Genomic DNA, 19,998 nt, shown 5'->3' with positions numbered 1-19,998 from the left:
TCTACGGCGTCGGCCGTCCGGCAGTGCGTGAAGCGTTGCATTTTGGTGATGACGCACAACCACGCGCTTGATCAACGCTTGTCGGAATTGATCTTGCAACGTGACGATGTCGGCTGGTTTGGCCTGATCGGATCGAAAACAAAACGCATGCAGTTTGAGCACCGTTTGCGTGAGCGCGGGATTACTGACGAGCGCTTGACGGAGATGGTTTGTCCGATCGGTATTACCGGCATAGTCGGCAAAGAACCGGCCGTGATCGCCGTCGCGGTTGTCGCGCAATTGCTGCAAGTCTGGGAGCACATCGGACGCACTGTGCCAGTGCCCGAAAAGAAAATCAGTGCCGATTATTCCGCATAAATACGCAACAAAAAAACAAGCCAAAACACATAGCCGCGGTAAAACAAAGGACGTATTTCATGTCATCAAGCAACAACCCAACGCCATCTCAGAATGATGGCAAGCACGCAGAGCTGCAGGCTTACCGCGCCAGCGTATTGCACTTCACCGCCGACCCCACGCAACATGCCAACGCTTATGCATGGTATGAAGACGGCCTGCTCCTGATCAAAAACGGCCACGTCGTTGCTGCCGGAGATTACCAACATTTGAAGGCAACGCTGCCAGAGGGCCAGGTCATCGTTGACTATCGCGGCAAGATCATCATGCCCGGCTTTATCGATACCCACGTCCATTATCCGCAGACCGACATGATGGCCTCACCCGCGCCGGGTTTGCTGCCGTGGCTGGAAAATTATGTTTTCCCGACCGAACGCCGTTTGAGCGAGCCTGCCTACGCCAGCGACGTTGCCAGCTTTTTTCTCGATGAGTTAGTGCGTTGCGGGACGACGACCGCGATGGTGTATTCCACCGTGCATGCGAATTCGGTCGATGCTTTATTTACCGAAAGCGAAGCCCGCAATCTGCGCATGATCACCGGCAAGGTTTTGATGGATCGCAACTGTCCGGAATTTCTGCGCGATACAGCCGAAAGCGGCACACGCGAGACCGAAATGCTGATCAAAAAATGGCACAAACGCGGCCGCCAGTTGTATGCGATTACGCCACGCTTCGCGCCCACCTCGACGGATGCCCAAATGCAGTTGGCCGGTGAATTGGCACGTGAATATCCGGACGTGTATTTACAGACGCATCTGGCCGAAAACAAGGACGAAGTGGACTGGGTAAAGTCACTTTTCCCCGCTGCCCGCAGCTATCTGGATGTGTACGAAAAGTTCGGCATGTTACGCCCACGGTCGATGTACGGACATTCCATCTTTATCGATGATGATGATCGCCGCCGCATGGCAGAAACCCAATCGGCTATCGCCGTCTGCCCGACCTCAAACTTGTTTCTCGGCAGCGGCTTATTCGATTTTGAACGCGCCGACGCACTGCAAGTGCCGTTGTCATTAGCCACCGACGTTGGTGCCGGGACCAGTTTTTCGATGCTGCAAACCATGAATGAGGCCTATAAAGTCGCACGCATGGGGGGGACTTTTTTACCGGCTTTGCGGATGTTTTATATGGCTACGCTGGGCAATGCGCGCAGCTTGCAACTGGAAAATACGATCGGTAATTTTGTCGCTGGCGCAGAGGCTGATTTTATTGTGATTGATCCGAAGGCGACGCCGTTGCTGGCACGCCGCAGCGCGAACACGAACTCGCTGGAAGAGCAGTTATTTGTGCTGGCGATATTGGGGGATGATCGTAGTATTACGGCCACTTATGCAGCGGGGAAGAAGGTTTGACGGCGAATTAAACGGAATTCCACTCTCATGAAATCCCGCACGCTTTCGCATTGTTCGACTATTTTATTGCGTGGTGGTGATGTTTTGACGATACCAGGCAGTGTTTGTTTCCGTAGTCTTTGGCAAATTTTCGTGAATCTCAGTCACAATCTGGTGAAGTAATTTTTTTGCATGCCTAAGAGTGAATCCCTCCCGGATCTCGTTCGTTAAGAATGTTTTTGTCGGCTGGTATTTGCTCAAGGGAGGATTTTTCAAGAACGCACACTTAGCAGAATATTTTTTCCGCTCTTGATATTGGACTTCGTCGTGCCAAAGGTCTTGATCTATTTCGGCAATAATTTCCTCAACAGAATTTCGTTTGTGTGCAGGAATTTTCAACCAACTTTCAGTCACGAAGTCTGATAACGCCTTCTTTGTCATTACCTCTGCATTACTTGCTTTATACCTTGCATTGATCTCGTTAAGTTTTATCTGGTTAAGCTGATTCATTTGAGTCCGGGCATTCGACTGCGGGTCATTTTTGCTAGTGTATATGCTGTTAATTGCCTTGTTATCAAAACCTAAGCGAGTGATGTCGGTCTGCTCAATGATTGCCTTCGCCTTTCGTCTGGTGATGACGCGGCCAGTGTAGTGCGGTACCTGATCTCGCAAAAAGGATTTCGGCTCTACAATATTTTGTACCGAGCTAAGTTCCCACGTCATTTTTTTTGTATGACTGGAGGCCTTCAGAGTTTGTTGATGCGTTCCTTTATCTGTTATCACCACATTCATTACAACTTTTTGGGGATCCTGATTTTCTATACGTGGATCAGAATTCTCCACCCATTTAAGTCCATCTCGCAAGTTAGTAAAGTGATCCCAGGCATCGGGGTTATAAATGGGGGCAGATATATCAAGAGGGGAGGTGTAATTTGTAGGAGCGGCAACAGTAATTGCGTACATGGTATTTTTTTCTACTAGTTGAGTAACCGATTATTTGATCTTGTATATTTGAGGCAAGAGGCATTAAAAATGTCAGGAATGATAGATCCCAAATGCTTTTTTCGGATATCAGATATCACCCGGCTGTGTTGGGGAATGTCATAGATTGAGGTGGAAAGTATTTCTGTGAGAGAAATCTAATCAACGCGAGCGCGTTGTTTCTGATGCATGGGAAGAGAATGGTGGCCACACTCTCGACCAGAAACACGCGTTTGTTTGGACCCAGCCAGGTCGAGTGGCACGAAGCTGCCGGTTATGGAATTTAGTTTGACTTCGAGGTAGTAACACATACACCGTTGATATATGACATTATTTCAAGACCGCAACGAATACCGATTATCACTAACGCACTGATAGCGCCGCAAAACATTGCCGCTGTCATCCACACTTTCCAGATGCACATCGAACTGCCACAGTCGCGCCATGTGCCGCAATACCTCATCGGTGTTGTCGCCCAGCGGCCTGCCGTCGCTGCGGAAATGGCGCAAGGTCAGGCTGCGGTCGCCGCGTGTATTGACTGACCAGACCTGAATATTCGGCTCGCGATGATTGATGTCGTATTGGCGCGATAAGGCTTCGCGCACGTACTGATAACCGGCTTCGTTATGGATGGCGGTGACTTCCAGCTCGGGGCGATTTTCATCGTCCAGCACCGAGAATAAATGCATATCGCGGATCAGTTTCGGCGACAAATATTGGGCCACAAAACTCTCATCTTTAAAATTGCGCATGGCGTAATGCAGCGTCTCCAGCCAGGGTGTACCGGCTATTTCTGGAAACCAGGCGTGGTCTTCGTCGGTCGGATGTTCGCAGATACGGCGGATGTCGCTCATCATCGCAAAGCCGAGCGCATACGGATTAATCCCGTTGTAATACGATTTGGTCACCGGCGGCTGATACACGACGTTGCTATGCGAATGCAAAAATTCCATCATGAAACCGTCGGTCAAATGGCCTTGATCGTAGAGCGTGTTGAGTAGCGTGTAATGCCAAAACGTGGCCCAGCCTTCATTCATGACCTGCGTCTGGCGTTGCGGATAAAAGTACTGCGCAACCTTGCGCACGATGCGGATGATTTCGCCCTCCCAAGGCTCTAGCAGGGGCGAGTTTTTTTCTACAAAATACAATAAATTTTCTTGCGGCTCGGAAGGAAAACGGCTTTCATTTTGTGTCGTCGCCTCCTCTTTTTTTACCGGCAATGTACGCCACAGCGCGTTGACTTGCGACTGCATATATTCCTGACGTTCACGCCGCTGCGCCTGCTCTTTTTCCAGCGATAAATGTTGCGGGCGTTTATACCGATCAACGCCGTAATGCATTAACGCGTGGCAAGAGTCGAGCAGTTCCTCGACCCGATCAAAACCAAACCGCTCTTCACATTCTGCAATGTAGGTGCGGGCATAGACGAGGTAATCGATAATCGCGTTGGCGTCGGTCCACAGCTTAAATAAATAGTTGCCCTTGAAGAATGAGTTATGTCCGTAGGCCGCATGCGCGACCACCAGCGCCTGCATGGTCATCGTATTTTCTTCCATCAAATACGCGATGCAGGGATTTGAATTGATCACAATTTCGTAAGCCAGTCCCATCTGCCCACGCTTGTATCCGCGCTCGGTGGAGAGAAAATGTTTGCCAAACGACCAATGCCGATAATTCACCGGCATGCCCGATGAGGCGTAGGCGTCCATCATTTGTTCAGCGGTAATAATTTCCAATTGGATCGGATAAATATCGAGTTTGTAACTCGCCGCCACGCGGGCGATTTCGACGTTGTAGCGTTCGATTAACTCGAAGGTCCAGTCGGATGGGCAAGGCAGTGGCGTATGGCGTTTTTTTTCAGTCGTCATATCTGCGCGGGCATTCATACGCTCACCTGTTTCTCAAATAACTCACGAAATACCGGATAAATCTCGCTCGCGTTGTGGACTTTCTTTTGCACGAACTGGCGATATGCAGGGACGATCTGGGCATATTCGGTCCATAGATTTTGTTCTTCCGGCACGACTTGAATGTAGGCAAAATAACGTGACTTAGGCAAGATTTTTTGCTCTAGAATTTTTCGGCATTTGGGCGAATCGTCATTCCAGTTGTCCCCGTCCGAGGCTTGCGCGCCGTAGATATTCCAGTCGCCGGGAGGATAGCGATCATCGATAATTTTCGCCATCAATTCGAGTGCGCTGGAGACCACCGTGCCGCCACTTTCTTGGGAGTGAAAAAAGGTGTTTTCGTCGACCTCATCGGCGCGGGTGTGATGACGAATAAAGACGACTTCGATGTGTTCGTAATTACGTGTCAGAAATAAATACAGCAGAATAAAAAACCGCTTGGCTAAATCTTTGCGATTCTCATCCATCGATCCCGACACATCCATGACGCAAAACATCACGGCCTGACTCGATGGCTGCGGTTGCCGTACGCGATTGACGTAACGCAGATCAAACGGATCGATAAACGGAATGCGCCAGATGCGGCCTTTGAGGTGATGAATGTCTTCATCGAGGCGGCGGATTTCTTCGCCACGATCGTCAACGTCGGCTTTGAGTATCTCCATCAATGCTTCAAGTTCGCGTAATTTGGCGACCAATGGCGAGCCTAGCGCGATGCGGCGGCCGAGCGAACTTTTCAGGGATCGGACGATATCGATGTTGTTGGGCGAGCCGTCGGTGGAGTAACCGGCGCGCATGTTTTTCCAGGTCGGCTCTGACATTAAATTGGTTTTAATCAGACGCGGCAACTCTAAATCTTCGAAGAAATATTGCATGAATTCTTCACGCGATAATTCGAAGACAAAATCATCCTGACCATCGCCACTGTCGCTGGCAGAACTGCCGCCGCTGCCGCCTGCGCCGCCATCGGGCCGGGCGATGCGGTCGCCTTGCAGATAGTCTTGATTGCCGGGATGAACCATCTCACGCGAGCCGCCGGGGCCGTGTCGGAACACCGGCTCGGAAATATCGCGGCGCGGGATAGTGATGCTTTTTGAGTTTTCGATTTCGGTGATGCCGCGATCACGCACGGCTTCGGTGACGGAGCGCCGGATATCGTCGCGATATCGGCGCAAGAAACGTTCACGGTTGGCAATGCCTTTGTTTTTTCCAGCTAGCCTGCGGTCTATGATTTGATGCAACATAGTTCAGCCTCCTGATCGGCATCCGGACCATACCGGACGCCGCTCGCTTACACCAAGCATGTCGTTACGAGGACCCGGCTACGACGACTTGCGGACCCGTAAATACCATTCGCAGAGCAGCCGAACCTGTTTGGGCGTATACCCTTTGGTGACCATGCGGTTGACAAAATCTTCATGCTTACGCATCTCGTCAGCTGACCCTTTGGCATTAAACGAAATCACCGGCAGCAGGTCTTCGGTATTCGAGAACATTTTTTTCTCGATCACGACGCGCAGTTTTTCGTAACTAGTCCAGAGCGGATTTTTGCCACCGTTGGAGACGCGGGCGCGCAACACAAAATTGACGATCTCGTTACGGAAATCTTTGGGATTACTAATGCCTGCAGGTTTTTCGATTTTCTCCAACTCGCCATTTAGGGCTGCGCGGTCAAAGCTTTCGCCGGTATCGTGATCGCGGAATTCCTGATCTTGTATCCAGAAGTCGGCGTACGTGACATACCGGTCAAAGACGTTTTGTCCGTACTCAGAATACGACTCCAAATATGCGGTCTGAATCTCTTTGCCGATGAACTCAGCGTAGCGCGAGGCCAAGGTGTCTTTGACGTAGGAGAGGTATTTTTGCTCGAGTTCTTGCGGAAATTGTTCGCGCTCGATTTGTTGCTCCAACACATACATCAGATGCACCGGATTGGCGGCAATTTCCGACGAGTCAAAGTTGAAGACCTTGGATAATATTTTGAACGCAAAGCGGGTCGATACCCCGGTCATGCCTTCATCGACCCCGGCGTAATCGCGATACTCCTGGAACGACTTGGCTTTCGGATCGCTGTCCTTGAGATTGTCGCCATCGTAGACCTGCATTTTAGAAAAAATGTTGGAGTTTTCAGGTTCGGCCAGACGCGTGAGGATGGAGAATTGCGCCATCATTTTTAAGGTGCCGGGTGCGCAGACTGCTTTTTCCAACGATGAGGTGCGTATTAGTTTTTCGTAGATTTTGATCTCTTCGGAGACGCGCAGGCAGTACGGGACTTTGACGATATAAATACGATCGAGTAAGGCTTCATTATTCTTATTGTTGCGGAATGCTTTCCATTCTGATTCGTTGGAGTGGGCCAGAATAATGCCGTCAAACGGGATCGCGCCAAAGCCTTCGGTGCCTTTGAAATTACCTTCCTGGGTTGCCGTTAATAGCGGATGCAATACCTTGATCGGCGCTTTAAACATTTCGACGAATTCAAGCAAGCCTTGATTCGACAAACACAAACCGCCCGAGTAGCTGTACGCATCGGCGTCGTCTTGCGAATATTGTTCGAGCTTGCGGATGTCAACTTTGCCGACCAGTGTGGAAATGTCCTGATTGTTTTCGTCGCCGGGTTCGGTTTTAGAAATCGCAATTTGGCGCAGCATGTTGGGGTAGCGTTTGACGACGCGAAATTTACGGATGTCGCCGTTAAATTCGTGCAGACGTTTGACGGCCCACGGACTGAGAATCGATTTCAGATAGCGTCGTGGAATGCCGTATTGCTCTTCCAGAATCGCGCCATCTTCGTCGTAATCAAACAGGCCGAGTGGCGATTCGTTGACCGGTGAGCCTTTAATGGAATAGAAGGGGACGCGCTCCATCAATTGTTTCAGGCGTTCGGCGATGGACGATTTTCCGCCGCCGACGGGGCCTAGCAAATAGAGGATTTGTTTTTTTTCTTCGAGGCCTTGAGCGGCGTGCCGGAAGTAGGCCACGACTTGCTCAATGACTTCTTCGGCGCCGTAAAATTCTTTAAAGGCCGGATACACTTTGATGACTTTGTTGGCGAAAATGCGGGACAACAATTGATCCTGACGGGTATCGATTTTTTCAGGTTCACCAATCGCCATGAGCATGCGTTCGCCCGCTGTGGCGAACACAGTGGGATCGTTCTTACAAAGTGTCAGATACTCTTCGAGAGAAAATTCTTCTTCTCTGGTTTTGTCGAACCGACTCGCAAAGCTGCTGTAGATATCCATATCACCCCCGCATCAACAATTGTTGCGTAAATAAACTGAACAAACTGAGCAAACTGAACTTACCTAACTTAGGTAGAAACTCTGCCAGTGGTGATGAAGGACTATAACGAAGTACCAACAAGACCATTGACTGCTGTTGACGCCGCAACATTACGTCACAGGATGTGCAGAAGTGCGTTCCATGCTTTTGATTTTATATCTTTTTCTCAAGCACAACAGACAATTCTTGTAATGAGACATTACAGCGACAGAATATTCTTATTCGCCAACCTTTTTCTCATTCCACGGCGCGACTTTTGGTAACAACAACATCCCCGGCAAAGCCAGCGCAAAGCAGACAATAAAAAATGTAAACCAACCGGTTTCGGCAACGATGTAACCCACTGAAGAATTGATAAATGTGCGCGGAACAGCGGCCAGACTGGTGAACAGCGCGAACTGTGTGGCGGTATAGCGTGGATCGGTTGTGCGTGCGATGTAGGCCACAAAAGCGGCGGTCCCGACGCCGACGCCGAATGCTTCGGCACCGATGACCAGTGCCAGTACGAGCGGATCGGCGCCGACATTGGCGAGCCATGCAAAGCCCAGAATCGTGACGGCCTGCACCACGCCAAAAATCCACAGTGCACGGTTGATGCCAATCTTGACCATCCAAATACCGCCGACAATGCCGCCGATCAGGCTGCACCACAAACTGGTGGTTTTTGAGATCACGCCGATCTGCGTCATGGTAAAGCCGAGATCGATATAAAACTTGGTCGCAAGCGCCGTGGCCATGCTGTCGCCAAGTTTGTAGAGAAAAATAAAGGCAAGTACCCATAGCGCACTTTGCCACCCATTTCGACCAAGAAATTCCTTAAATGGCAACAGCACGGCGTCACGAATGTTTTTTGGCGGATCGCCATAGACCTTGGGCTCTTTAATGACCAAAGTACAGATTAAACCGGGCAGCATGAACCCTGCCGTGATCCAGAACACCAGATGCCACGGCATGATGTCGGCCAATATCAACGACAGTGCGCCCGGTACCATACCGGCGACTTTGTAGGCGTTGACGTGGATGGCGCTACCGAGGCCTTGTTCACTATCGGGCAGGATTTCGCGGCGATAGGCGTCAATGACGATGTCCTGACTGGCCGATAAAAATGCGACCACCGAGGCCGTGGCGGCAATGGCTGATAGTTGCGTGATAGGGTCCAGCATGCCCATGCCGCCGATGCCGATAAACAGCAATACTTGCGTCAACGCCATCCAGCCACGCCGACGGCCCATGCGGCCAAAGTGAAAACGGTCCATTAATGGCGACCAGAGAAACTTCCAGGTGTAGGGAAACATGACCAGTGCAAAAAGCCCTAGCGCTTTGACATTTAAGCCAGATTTAGCCAGCCATGCTTGCAACAGGCTCAGCAGAATAAACAGCGGTAAACCGGAGCTGAAACCGAGAAAAACGCAGATCAGCATGCGTCCATTGAGGTAGTGATGCCAGGGTTTTGAGGTTGCAGTCATGAAGGCGTATATAAATTAAAAAATAAGCCGAAAGGATTCGGCTCAAATACGTGACGAGTGAAAAACGCGTGCTATTTTTTACGGAACCGAAAGACCGCCAGACTACCGCGCCAATTCGGCAGAAACGACACCGGATGCCCGTCATGCAAGGCCACGCATTCCAGTACTTCGAGTCCGACTTCGTTGGCTAACTCTTCAAAATCTTTAATCGTCGCGCAACGCAAGTTGGGCGTGTCATACCATTCGTAGGGCAATAATTTGGAGACCGGCATGCGTCCGCGCATGAGCGCCATCCGATGTGGCCAATACGCAAAGTTAGGAAACGACACAATCGCCTCACGCCCGACCCGGGCAATGTCGCGCAATACGCCTTCGACGTTTTTCATCATTTGCAGCGCCTGCAAACACAGCACGGTGTCGAAGGCGTTGTCGGCAAACAGCGCCAGTCCGGTTTCCAGATCTTGCTGAATCACCGATACGCCGCGCGCGACGCAGGGCGGGATCTTGCTGTCATCGATTTCAACGCCGTAGCCGGAGCATTGCTTGTCGGTTTGCAAGTAATCGAGCATCACACCGTCGCCGCAGCCCAGATCGAGGACTTGCGATTGTTGCGGCACCCAGTGCGCAATGAAGGCCAGATCCGGGCGTAAGCCGCTGAGTTGGTCAAAATTCATACTAATTCCTCTGTACCAACAATCGTGAGCAGTTTGCTGGTCTGCAATCCATTCCAGACCCGGTTGTAATACTCGCGCACCACATTTTGGTAGCGCGCATCTTCGAGCAAGAAAGCGTCGTGACCGTGCGGGGCATCGATTTCGGCGTAGCTTACGCGTCGTTTGTTATTGACCAATGCCTGTACCAGTTCGCGACTGCGTTCCGGTGAAAAGCGCCAATCGGTCATAAAGGAGACGACCAAAAACTCGGCCTGGGTTTTTTCCAGCGCCAGCGTCAGATCGCCGCCGCATTGCGCTGCCGGATCAAAGTAATCGAGCGCCTTGGTGATGAGCAAATAGGTATTGGCGTCAAAGTATTCGGAGAATTTGTCGCCCTGATAGCGCAAATAGGATTCGATTTCAAAATCGACGCCGAAGCCGAATTGATAGCTGCCGGAGCGTAAATCACGACCGAATTTCTCGGCCATATCATCGTCCGACAAATAAGTAATGTGGCCCACCATGCGCGCCACCCGCAAACCGTTTTTCGGCACCACGCCGTGCGCGTAATAATCGCCGCCATGAAAATCCGGATCGGTCAGAATGGCTTGCCGGGCAACGTCATTGAAGGCGATATTTTGGGCCGATAGTTTGGGTGTGGAGGCGATGACGACGCAATGGCGCAAGCGGGTTGGATACAGCAAGCTCCACGCCAGTGCCTGCATGCCGCCTAGCGACCCGCCCATGACGGCGGCAAATTGGGCAATGCCTAGCGCGTCCGCAAGCCGTGCCTGGGCTTGTACCCAGTCTTCGACGGTGACGACCGGAAAGTTCGCGCCGTAGGGCTTGCCTGTGCTGGCGTCGATATGCATCGGCCCGGTGGAGCCAAAGCAAGAACCGAGATTGTTGACGCCCATGACGAAAAATTTATCGGTATCGAGCGACTTGCCGGGGCCGACCATGTTGTCCCACCAGCCGACGTTTTTTTCGTCATCGGCGTACCTGCCGGCAACATGATGCGAGGCGTTCAGAGCGTGGCAAACCAGCACGGCATTGGATTTGTCGGCGTTAAGCGTGCCGTAGGTTTCGTACACCAGCGTGTAATTTGTCAGAGATGCGCCGCTTTGCAGCTTGAGCGGCGTCGCAAAATGCATGGATTGCGGTGAGACGGTTAATGAGGACATATTGTGGGTATTCGCACGTTGATGATGGTGATTGCTGGCCCGGCAATAAAAAGCCCGAAGGCACGGTATTAGTTCATCACATATCCGTTCGGGCTGAGTAGCCCATCGGGCGTATCGAAGTCAGCGTAAATGCTTATGCGCCTTCGATACGCTGCGCTACTCAGTGCGAACGGTTTCTTAAACAGTCTTAATTAAACAGTCTTAATAAAAGGCGTAGCGCAGTTTTTCTACATCCCACGCATCTGTTGGATGGCCGCCGCAATCGCACTTGGTTCGGTAGAGCGCAAAATTTTCCTGGTTTGAACGCTTAATATCTCGAGATCGCTATTCAAAATCTCCTGTTTGACGGCCAGCAAGTGGGTCGGGTCCATTGAAAACTCCAGCAATCCCATTCCCAGTAATAGCCGCGTGTATTTAATATCGCCCGCCATTTCGCCGCAGACAGAGACCGGAATAGCGGCTTTGCGACCCATTGCAATGACGCTCGACAACAAAAACAGTACGGCAGGATGCAGCGGATTATAGAGGTGCGAGACTTCGTGGTCTACGCGATCAATGGCTAGCGTGTATTGAATCAGGTCGTTGGTGCCGATGGAGAGGAAATCCATGCGCTTGATAAACATCGGCAGCGCCAGGGCAGCCGCCGGGATTTCGATCATTGCGCCGATTTTGAGGTCTTCGTCAAACTTGATCTTTTCGTCGCGCAATTGTTGCTTGGCTTGGGTGATCAGCGCCAGGGTTTGGTCAATTTCAAAGGCATGCGCGAGCATGGGGATGAGTAACTTGACCGTTCCGAAGGCAGATGCGCGCAAAATTGCCCGCAATTGGGTCAGGAAAAGTAGCGGCTCGGCCAGACAATAGCGGATGGCGCGCAGCCCTAGCGCGGGATTGAGCGCGGTTTGCTCGCTCATATCGAGCGGTTTGTCGGCACCGACGTCAAGCGTGCGGATGGTGACCGGGCGGCCCTTCATGGCCACTACGGCTTTCTTATAGGAGGTGAATTGTTCGTCCTCGGATGGCAACTGCAAGTTCTCACCGATGCGGCCCATGAATAAAAACTCAGAGCGAAACAAGCCTACGCCATTGGCACCCGCACCCAGAGCGGGGGCGCAATCATCGGGTAGTTCGATATTCGCCAGCAAAGTGATCTCTACGCCATCGAGCGTGACTGCGCGGGTTTTTTTGAGTTTGCCCAGCTTTTTACGGGCTTTGAGGTGCAGCGCTTGCTGCTCGCGGAATTGCTGCAATACCAACGGTGAAGGGGCCACGATGACGACGCCTGCCTGACCATCGATGATGATCCAGTCGTCTTGTTTGATCAGCACTGAGGCGTGATCCATGCCGACCACGGCCGGGATGTCCAGACTACGGGCAACAATCGCTGTGTGCGAGTTTTGGCCACCCTGATCGGTGATAAATCCGGCGAAGGCGCGATTGCGGAACTGCAGCATGTCCGCCGGAGAAATATCGTGGGCGACCACGATGATATTGGGTGATGCGTTGCCATCACTATCGTCATCGACTTCAGGGATGGTGGTGGCCGTGCCGGTCAATATTTTGAGGATGCGTTCGCCAACTTGCACAATATCGGTTTTGCGCGCCCGCAAATAGGGGTCCTCGATTTCATCGAACTGGGCCGATACTTCATCGATTTGCGTCACCAGCGCCCATTCGGCGTTGTACTGACGTTGCCGAATAATCTCCAACGGGACGGCTGCGAGCATCGGGTCGGCCAGAATCAGCAGATGGACATCGATAAAAGCGCCCAATTCGGCTGGCGAGTCTTTCGATAAATCGGTACGGATCGTTTGCAGCTCTTTACGCACGGTCGTGACGGCGTTTTCCAGTCGCTGTACTTCCGCTTCAACTTGCGTTTCTGATACCAGATAATGCTTTACGTCCATCGCAGTCGGGGCCAGTAAATGCGCTCGACCAATCGCGATACCGCGTGAAACCGGAATGCCATGTAAAGAAAAAGATGCCATCTGTTGGGTCCGTGGTGTCTGTTGGTTTGGGATCTTACTTTTCGTGCGATTAGGGTGTGTTGACATTAAATGTTGGAAACCCCGTTCGTACTGAGTAGCCCTTCAGGGCGTATCGAAGTAGTTGCATGCGTGCATCTTCGATACGGCACTTTGTGCCTACTCAGTCCGAACGGGTTTAAGGGGGCTTCATACGCTTTATATCAACGCACCCTACATTATTCGCCTTCGCCAAACTTATCCAGGATCAACTGGTTAAGGGCTTCGAAGCATTCTTTTTCATCGATTCCTTCGGCTTCGAGCAAGACGCTGCTGCCTTTGCCGGCTGCCAGCATCATCACGCCCATGATCGACTTGGCGTTGACGCGGCGGTTATTGCGGGTAATCCAGACTTCACACTTGAATTTGCTGGCCAGTTGGGTAAATTTAGCCGATGCGCGTGCATGCAGCCCCAATTTGTTGATGATCTCAATTTCTTTTTGAATCATGGGTTTCTTCGGCGATTGAATTTGATTATTTGATTGATACGCATTATCCCAAAATCAGCGTCGCTTTCAGTGACGAAAGCGACGCAAAAATGACGAATAATGTGGGAGTTAATACTAAGTCAGACAACGGCGCTTGGGGATAGATAACGTATTTATTTATCCGGGCTAAAAAGATTAGCGCCCGACCCGTACCCGATTGTCGACCCGGACCGCACCGCCTTGTCCACCGGCGAGCGCCATTTCGGCAACGACGTCGAGCGTGTCATTGCGGTAAGTCAGGGCACGCAGCAACATCGGCAGACTGATCCCTGCGATTACCTGGGTCTGGGTGCCGCTGCATAAGGGCAGGGTGCAGTTAGAGGGCGTACCGCCCATGACATCGGTAATGACCAACACACCGGAGCCGTCGTCGAGCCGTGCCACGGCCTGTTTGGCCAATAACTGGACTTCGGCAGGATTTTGATCGGCGACCACATCGATCGCCTCGAATCGTTCTGGCGTCTGTCGGAAGACATGGGAGACGGCTGTCAAAAACGCCTGACCGAGCGGCGAGTGGGTTAAAAGAAGAATGCCAACCATAATGATAAATACCAGACCCGCAATGCGGACAAAAGGGAATGAGGACTTACGCAAAACCGCCCTAGCGGCGTTATCCTTCCTAGCCGTACTTTCGTACTGTCTTCGTCAGTCTGCCTTGCTGGGACGATTTTGCGTAATTCCTGCGAATGTGCCGATTGGCATATTTCATTCACAATTTTATGCGCTTTTGATATTTTTTATTGAGAAGGCCGTAAAAAATAAAGCCTGCGTGTTGCAGGCTTTATTCTCGGCAACTTATTCCGGGGTGCTTAGTACAGCGGCTTCTAACGCATTAATAAACATTTCCGCCACATCGAACCCGGTTTGTTGCTTGATTTCCTGAAAGCAAGTCGGGCTGGTGACGTTGACTTCCGTTAAGTAATTGCCAATCACATCTAAGCCAACCAGCAACAGGCCGCGTTTGATGAGTATCGGTCCCAGCGTTTCGCCGATTTCACGTTCCCGGTCGGTGAGCGGCAGTGCCACACCCAAGCCGCCTGCGGCCAGATTGCCGCGCACTTCCGAGCCTTGGGGGATGCGTGCCAGAGTGAACGGCACGACTTCGCCGCCGATCACCAAGACGCGCTTGTCGCCGGCCACGATCTCAGGGATAAAGCGCTGGATCATGATGGTTTGGCTACCATTGTTGGTCAGCGTTTCGATAATCGAACCAAGATTCATGCCGTCCGACTTCACGCGAAAAATGCCTGCGCCGCCCATGCCGTCCAATGGCTTGAGGATGACGTCCTGATGCTCTTCATGGAAGGCGCGCAGACGTTGTGCGTCACGGGTCACGAGCGTCGGCGAGATAAATTGCGGAAATTGCGCAATCGCTAGTTTTTCGTTGTGATCGCGAATCGCCTGCGGTTTGTTAAAGACGCGCGCACCTTGTTTTTCGGCCAGCTCTAATAAATACGTGGTGTAGATGTATTCCATATCGAACGGCGGATCTTTGCGCAGCAGGATCGCATCGAATTCGGATAGAAACATCTGGCTGGCAGGGGCGGCGGTGTACCAAACAGCGTCCTTGCCTTCTGCGCCGGTCAAGGTCACGCGAGCGACGTTGGCGGTGACGATGCCGCTGTCGAGCGCCATATCTTGCTGCTCGAAGGCGTAGATGGTGTGACCGCGTTTGACGGCCTCCACCATCATTGCGTAGGTGGTGTCTTTAACAATTTTAAAACTGTCGAGCGGGTCGGCTAGGAAGGCGATTTTCATATTGTTATCTTAGGAGCAGGATTAATAGATTTCCGGATTCGGATCGGTTTTTTCCATTTCCAGCGACGCCGCCAGCAACGCCAGACGCGCTACGACACCGTACATATAGAAGCGGTTAGGCGCTGTCGTGCCGGGTTTTGCCAGCAAATCAGGCAGCGCGTGTTGCTGGGCAAACGCCAGCGGCACGTAATGCGCACCCGGGGCGTTCAGATTCTCATTGATGCCGCGCTCGGCATGGACGCGGTAAAAACCGCCGACCACGTAACGATCGATCATGTAGACCACCGGCTCGGCGACCGCCTCGTTGATGCGCTCAAACGTATGTACGCCTTCTTGAATGATCACATCGTGGATCGCCAGACCTTCTTTACCGATCGACATTTTGGCGCGCTGTTTGAGGTTCAGTTCCTTGATCTGACCGGCCTCGGTGACGCTGGTAATACCCATGCCCTCAGTACCGGCGTCAGCTTTGACGATCACGAAAGGTTTTTCCTTGATCCCGTATTCCTTGTATTTCTTGCGAATCTTGGACAGCAAAGAACTCACGCTTGAGGCCAGTGCATCTTCACCGACATGTTCCTGAAAATTGATTTGATCGCATTTAGCAAAGAACGGATTGAGCATCCAGGGATCGACATCGACCAGTTTCGCGAATTTTTTCACCACGTCATCGTAGGCCGAGAAATGGTTGCTTTTGCGCCGTACCGTCCACCCTGCATGCAGCGGCGGCAGTAAGGTTTGCTCGTTGAGGTTCTCGAGTATCGACGGAATGCCCGAGGCCATATCGTTATTGAGCAAAATCGTACAGGGATCGAAATTTTTCAGGCCCAGACGACGACCGTTAGGCGAGCGCTCCAGAGGCTCCAGCGTCAGGGTGGTCCCATCGGGCAACTCAATGGTGGTCGGCTCAGTCACCTCATCGAGCGAACCTAAGCGGACATTTAAACCAGTTTGCCGGAATATCTGCATCAGGCGCGCGACATTCTGCCAATACGAGGCGTTGCGGGTATGCAGCTCGGGTATGAGCAGAAGATTTTTAGCGTCCGGACAATATTTTTCGATCGCCGCCATTGCTGCCTGCACTGTGAGCGGCAACATTTCCGGCGACAAGTTATTAAATCCGCCTGGGAACAAGTTGGTGTCTACGGGGGCTAGCTTGAAGCCGGAGTTGCGCAAATCGACCGAGCAGTAGAACGGTGGCGTGTGTTCTTGCCACTCCATCCGAAACCAACGTTCAATCGCCGGTGTGGCGGTGAGAATTTTCTTTTCGAGATCAAGGAGGGGGCCGTTCAGGGCAGTGACGAGATGCGGAACCATAGAAATGTGGGCTTTCTTGTTTAAGCGGTTTTTGGTGTTCCTGAGTGACCTCGATTTTAACGGCAATTGCCGTGTTCCGGGGAGCGCGAAAGCGCTGCATCAGGTAACCAGATCGGTTGTACAGGGTCCATTACATTAGGCCAACCCGCTATTTTTAAAGTCCTTAAATGTGAAAAAGCGCCCGGATGAGGGCGCTTTGATTATGCTTCTTTGCAATATTGGATGCTAATGATTATCCAACTTGCCGGACCACTGCGGTCCGGCCGGTAACGATATTAACTATGGTAAGCCGATTCGCCGTGGCTGGAAATGTCCAGACCTTCGCGCTCTTCTTCTTCTGTCACACGTAAGCCGATCACGATATCGACCAGTTTGAAGGCGATAAACGCGACCACACCGGACCAGATCACTGTCGTCAATACGCCTTGCAGTTGAATCCAGAGCTGACCGCTGATCGAGTAGTCTGGCGCAACAGCGTTTGTGACGTAGTCATAGATACCAACGCCGCCAAGGCTAGGTGCAGCAAATACACCTGTGAGAAGCGCGCCGAGGATACCGCCGACGCCATGCACACCGAAGACATCCAGTGAATCATCTGCACCGAGGAGTTTCTTCAAGCCTGTTACGCCCCATAAACAAGCGAAACCAGCAATCAGACCCATGACCAGGGCACCGCCGACACCGACGAAACCTGCTGCCGGAGTAATGACTACCAGACCAGCCACCGCACCGGAAGCACCGCCGAGCATGGAAGGCTTACCTTTGCCAACCCACTCACCCAGACTCCATGTCAATACCGCGCCAGCTGTAGCTACTAAGGTATTGATGAAGGCCAATGCCGCGCCGCCGTTGGCTTCCAGACCGGAGCCAGCGTTAAAACCAAACCAACCGAACCACAGCAATGAAGCACCAACCATGGTCAATGTCAGGCTATGCGGTTTGAAAGCTTCTTTGCCGTAACCGACACGTTTGCCGATAACATACGCGCCGACTAAACCAGCTACCGCTGCGTTAATGTGGACTACAGTACCGCCAGCGAAATCTAACGCACCTTTTTGGAACAACCAACCGGAAGTCGCTGTCATTTTTGCAGCAGCGGCAGCGTCAGTGAAGCCATCCGGACCAGGCCAGAACCAGACCATGTGGGCGATTGGCAAGTACGAGAACGTGAACCACAGGACTGTGAAGGCGAGGATGGCAGAGAACTTGGCGCGTTCGGCAAAGGCACCGATGACCAATGCGCAAGTGATGGCAGCGAATGCACCTTGGAAGACGACGAAGGCGAATTCTGGCAAGACTACACCTTTGCTGAACGTTGCCGCCAGCGAATCAGGTGTCATGCCGGAGAGGAACAATCGACTGAAGCCCCCGAAGAAATCGTTGCCCTCGGTGAACGCGATGCTGTAGCCGTAGACGATCCACAGCACAATCACCAGCGAGAAGATGGTGAAACATTGCATCAGTACCGACAGCATGTTTTTACTGCGCACTAAGCCGCCGTAAAACAGGCCAAGGCCTGGCAATGTCATCAAAATTACAAACGCGGTACAAGTCAACATCCAGGCAGTGTCGCCTTTGTTAGGGATTGCTGGTGCCGGGGTTGCAGCGGCGGCAGGAGCGGCCGCAGTTGCTGCCGTTGCTGCAGCAGCAGGAGCAGCAGGAGCAGCAACAGTTGCTTTAACTTCGGCGGCAGCAGCAGCGGCAACAGGCGCGGCAACAGCAGCCATGCTTGACGCGCTGGCAGCAGCAGAAGCGGAAGTGTCGTCGGCGGCAGAGGCTGGCAGCATGAAGCCAGCAGCCAATATCAGCCCGAGGAACGTGGCGGTAATTCTTTTAATAGTCATTTTGATAGTCCCTTAGATTGCATCTTTGCCGGTCTCACCGGTACGAATACGAATAACTTCTAGCAAATCGAGGACGAATATTTTGCCGTCTCCGATTTTGCCGGTGCGTGCTGCCGTTTCGATCGCCTCAACTGCGCGCTCTAAAATGGAATCATCGACCGCTGCTTCAATTTTTGTTTTAGGCAAAAAATCGACGACATATTCAGCGCCGCGATACAACTCGGTATGCCCTTTTTGACGGCCAAAACCTTTTACTTCTGTGACCGTGATGCCCTGAACGCCGATGGCTGACAACGCTTCACGGACTTCATCAAGTTTGAACGGTTTAATAATTGCAGTGATCAGTTTCATATCGACCTCAGTTAGAAAGTTTTTGCGAGTGAGAACACCACGCCGTTTTTACCAAGATTCTTGCCATCAGGTGCGGCATACGCACCCTTCTTGGCATCGGTGCCGATAAAAGCTGCGCCTAGCGTTACGCCATACAGGCTGTCAAAGGTTTTGGTGACGCCGATTTTCCAGTCGTTGTAGCTGAAGAAGCTAGCGTTGGCGATGGTCTGGTGGCCGAAATGCAAGCCGAGTGTGATGCCGGAACCGACATCGAAATTGGCACCCAGATCGTAATACGCACTGTTCTTGCTATTCGGCGCGCCGAAAGCATTAGTCAGTGCTTGTGAGTATTTGAAGTAGCCAGGACCGTAGCCGAGTTGGGCGTACAGTTCGAACGTATCTGCATTCTTGGCAACCAGGTTCAGATTGTTACCCGGATAGTAGTAGTACAAACCGCCGACATCATACGTAAAGCCAAACGGCAAATCGCCGCGCTGACCTGCATACAGATCCCACTCGATATTGCCTTTGCCGTTGACGCCGCCAGCATTGACCGAATCTTTAATCCATTTAATATTCGATAACCATGTACCGGCATACAGACCGGTTGGATTATTGGTGTAATCCACACCGCCCTGAACGGCTGGATCAAAACGGGTTTGCGAGATACCGCGGAAACGGTAATCATTGACCGCGCCGATGTTATAGGCGATGACATTGTCAGGTACTGGCTCTGCGGCAGCAGGCGCAGCAGCATCGGCGGCAGCAACTACGGGAGCGGCATCGTCTGCATAGGCAAAACCGGTAACCAGTGTCGAGGCTACTGCTGTAGCGAGTATCAGTTTGTACGTCAGATTTTTCATCGTCTATCCTGTTGGCTATGAATATTAAAAATAAAGAAAGGCATTAACTAAAGTTCATTCTTTCTCTAGCAGGAGTCGTGCCAACACGATAACAAGTAATGAATATGTCTTTTAAGGTCGATTGATAATGTTTTTATTGTTTTAACTTTGTGTCTTGCAGCAATATCAATGGAG

At 51.8% G+C, this 19,998-nt stretch carries 17 protein-coding genes; 2 read left to right on the top strand and 15 right to left on the bottom strand.

All coding sequences use genetic code 11. The annotated features are described in order from the left end of the window. On the top strand, window positions 1-357 hold a 357-nt coding region (locus ACVBEF_RS11520; RefSeq protein ID WP_447124084.1), incomplete at its 5' end, for an XdhC family protein. Window positions 358-416: 59 nt separating this feature from the next. Continuing rightward, window positions 417-1,748 carry a guanine deaminase gene (guaD, locus tag ACVBEF_RS11515; RefSeq protein WP_447124083.1) on the top strand — a complete coding sequence of 444 codons (1,332 nt, stop codon included), beginning with the start codon at window positions 417-419 and terminating at the stop codon, window positions 1,746-1,748. A gap of 63 nt (window positions 1,749-1,811) precedes the next feature. Here the strand turns inward: guaD and ACVBEF_RS11510 are convergent, their stop codons facing one another. The 15 genes from ACVBEF_RS11510 to ACVBEF_RS11440 form a co-directional block, all read right to left on the bottom strand. Beyond that, a complete protein-coding gene (locus ACVBEF_RS11510; protein WP_447124082.1) occupies window positions 1,812-2,690 on the bottom strand; it encodes a hypothetical protein in 879 nt (292 codons plus the stop codon). Between the two features lie 353 nt (window positions 2,691-3,043). Then, window positions 3,044-4,594 carry a SpoVR family protein gene (locus tag ACVBEF_RS11505; RefSeq protein ID WP_447124081.1) on the bottom strand — a complete coding sequence of 517 codons (1,551 nt, stop codon included), beginning with the start codon at window positions 4,592-4,594 and terminating at the stop codon, window positions 3,044-3,046. Further along, window positions 4,591-5,859, bottom strand: coding sequence for a YeaH/YhbH family protein (locus ACVBEF_RS11500; protein WP_447124080.1), 1,269 nt, complete (start codon window positions 5,857-5,859; stop codon window positions 4,591-4,593). Before ACVBEF_RS11500 ends, ACVBEF_RS11505 begins: the two co-directional genes overlap by 4 nt. Window positions 5,860-5,937: 78 nt before the next feature. After that, entirely contained in the window at window positions 5,938-7,860 is a 1,923-nt protein-coding gene (locus ACVBEF_RS11495; protein WP_447124079.1) for a PrkA family serine protein kinase, read from the bottom strand. Between the two features lie 258 nt (window positions 7,861-8,118). Continuing rightward, the gene (locus ACVBEF_RS11490) at window positions 8,119-9,366 is read right to left on the bottom strand and encodes an AmpG family muropeptide MFS transporter (RefSeq protein ID WP_447124078.1); all 1,248 of its coding nucleotides are present in this window, start codon (window positions 9,364-9,366) and stop codon (window positions 8,119-8,121) included. A 71-nt stretch (window positions 9,367-9,437) separates the two neighbouring features. Next, the gene (gene metW / locus ACVBEF_RS11485) at window positions 9,438-10,040 is read right to left on the bottom strand and encodes a methionine biosynthesis protein MetW (RefSeq protein ID WP_447124077.1); all 603 of its coding nucleotides are present in this window, start codon (window positions 10,038-10,040) and stop codon (window positions 9,438-9,440) included. Then, window positions 10,037-11,203 carry a homoserine O-succinyltransferase MetX gene (gene metX, locus ACVBEF_RS11480; protein WP_447124076.1) on the bottom strand — a complete coding sequence of 389 codons (1,167 nt, stop codon included), beginning with the start codon at window positions 11,201-11,203 and terminating at the stop codon, window positions 10,037-10,039. The genes metW and metX overlap by 4 nt, the downstream gene beginning before the upstream one ends. A 227-nt stretch (window positions 11,204-11,430) precedes the next feature. After that, window positions 11,431-13,188: a phosphoenolpyruvate--protein phosphotransferase gene (gene ptsP, locus ACVBEF_RS11475; RefSeq protein WP_447124075.1), complete on the bottom strand. Its 1,758-nt coding sequence runs from the start codon at window positions 13,186-13,188 to the stop codon at window positions 11,431-11,433. 215 nt (window positions 13,189-13,403) lie between these two features. Further along, window positions 13,404-13,673 (bottom strand): HPr family phosphocarrier protein, encoded by a 270-nt coding sequence (locus ACVBEF_RS11470; protein ID WP_447124074.1) that lies wholly within the window; start codon window positions 13,671-13,673, stop codon window positions 13,404-13,406. Window positions 13,674-13,847: 174 nt separating this feature from the next. Continuing rightward, the gene (locus ACVBEF_RS11465; protein WP_447124073.1) at window positions 13,848-14,252 is read right to left on the bottom strand and encodes a PTS sugar transporter subunit IIA; all 405 of its coding nucleotides are present in this window, start codon (window positions 14,250-14,252) and stop codon (window positions 13,848-13,850) included. 255 nt (window positions 14,253-14,507) lie between these two features. Beyond that, window positions 14,508-15,470, bottom strand: coding sequence for a glutathione synthase (gene gshB, locus ACVBEF_RS11460; RefSeq protein WP_447124072.1), 963 nt, complete (start codon window positions 15,468-15,470; stop codon window positions 14,508-14,510). Between the two features lie 21 nt (window positions 15,471-15,491). Further along, complete coding sequence (gene gshA / locus ACVBEF_RS11455) at window positions 15,492-16,787, bottom strand: glutamate--cysteine ligase (protein WP_447124071.1); 1,296 nt, start codon at window positions 16,785-16,787, stop codon at window positions 15,492-15,494. 275 nt (window positions 16,788-17,062) lie between these two features. Then, on the bottom strand, window positions 17,063-18,631 hold the full coding sequence (amt, locus tag ACVBEF_RS11450) for an ammonium transporter (RefSeq protein WP_447124070.1): 1,569 nt from the start codon (window positions 18,629-18,631) through the stop codon (window positions 17,063-17,065). Window positions 18,632-18,643: 12 nt separating this feature from the next. Continuing rightward, on the bottom strand, window positions 18,644-18,982 hold the full coding sequence (locus ACVBEF_RS11445) for a P-II family nitrogen regulator (RefSeq protein ID WP_447124069.1): 339 nt from the start codon (window positions 18,980-18,982) through the stop codon (window positions 18,644-18,646). Window positions 18,983-18,993: 11 nt separating this feature from the next. Next, the gene (locus ACVBEF_RS11440) at window positions 18,994-19,824 is read right to left on the bottom strand and encodes a TorF family putative porin (RefSeq protein ID WP_447124068.1); all 831 of its coding nucleotides are present in this window, start codon (window positions 19,822-19,824) and stop codon (window positions 18,994-18,996) included. Window positions 19,825-19,998: the final 174 nt, after the last annotated feature.

Source organism: Glaciimonas sp. GG7 (genome assembly GCF_052976905.1).
Note: the sequence above shows the minus strand (reverse complement) of the source record. Positions and strands in the feature narration are given on the sequence as shown.

Excerpts from the sequence above, each read along its gene's own strand:
- ACVBEF_RS11505 (WP_447124081.1), bottom strand. The coding sequence starts at position 4,594 with ATGAATGCCCGCGCAGATATGACGACTGAAAAAAAACGCCATACGCCA.
- ACVBEF_RS11495 (WP_447124079.1), bottom strand. The coding sequence starts at position 7,860 with ATGGATATCTACAGCAGCTTTGCGAGTCGGTTCGACAAAACCAGAGAA.
- ACVBEF_RS11490 (WP_447124078.1), bottom strand. The coding sequence starts at position 9,366 with ATGACTGCAACCTCAAAACCCTGGCATCACTACCTCAATGGACGCATG.
- ACVBEF_RS11445 (WP_447124069.1), bottom strand. The coding sequence starts at position 18,982 with ATGAAACTGATCACTGCAATTATTAAACCGTTCAAACTTGATGAAGTC.
- gshB (WP_447124072.1), bottom strand. The coding sequence starts at position 15,470 with ATGAAAATCGCCTTCCTAGCCGACCCGCTCGACAGTTTTAAAATTGTT.
- ACVBEF_RS11440 (WP_447124068.1), bottom strand. The coding sequence starts at position 19,824 with ATGAAAAATCTGACGTACAAACTGATACTCGCTACAGCAGTAGCCTCG.
- ACVBEF_RS11465 (WP_447124073.1), bottom strand. The coding sequence starts at position 14,252 with ATGGTTGGCATTCTTCTTTTAACCCACTCGCCGCTCGGTCAGGCGTTT.
- ptsP (WP_447124075.1), bottom strand. The coding sequence starts at position 13,188 with ATGGCATCTTTTTCTTTACATGGCATTCCGGTTTCACGCGGTATCGCG.
- metW (WP_447124077.1), bottom strand. The coding sequence starts at position 10,040 with ATGAATTTTGACCAACTCAGCGGCTTACGCCCGGATCTGGCCTTCATT.
- ACVBEF_RS11470 (WP_447124074.1), bottom strand. The coding sequence starts at position 13,673 with ATGATTCAAAAAGAAATTGAGATCATCAACAAATTGGGGCTGCATGCA.
- ACVBEF_RS11500 (WP_447124080.1), bottom strand. The coding sequence starts at position 5,859 with ATGTTGCATCAAATCATAGACCGCAGGCTAGCTGGAAAAAACAAAGGC.
- metX (WP_447124076.1), bottom strand. The coding sequence starts at position 11,203 with ATGTCCTCATTAACCGTCTCACCGCAATCCATGCATTTTGCGACGCCG.
- ACVBEF_RS11510 (WP_447124082.1), bottom strand. The coding sequence starts at position 2,690 with ATGTACGCAATTACTGTTGCCGCTCCTACAAATTACACCTCCCCTCTT.
- amt (WP_447124070.1), bottom strand. The coding sequence starts at position 18,631 with ATGACTATTAAAAGAATTACCGCCACGTTCCTCGGGCTGATATTGGCT.
- guaD (WP_447124083.1), top strand. The coding sequence starts at position 417 with ATGTCATCAAGCAACAACCCAACGCCATCTCAGAATGATGGCAAGCAC.
- gshA (WP_447124071.1), bottom strand. The coding sequence starts at position 16,787 with ATGGTTCCGCATCTCGTCACTGCCCTGAACGGCCCCCTCCTTGATCTC.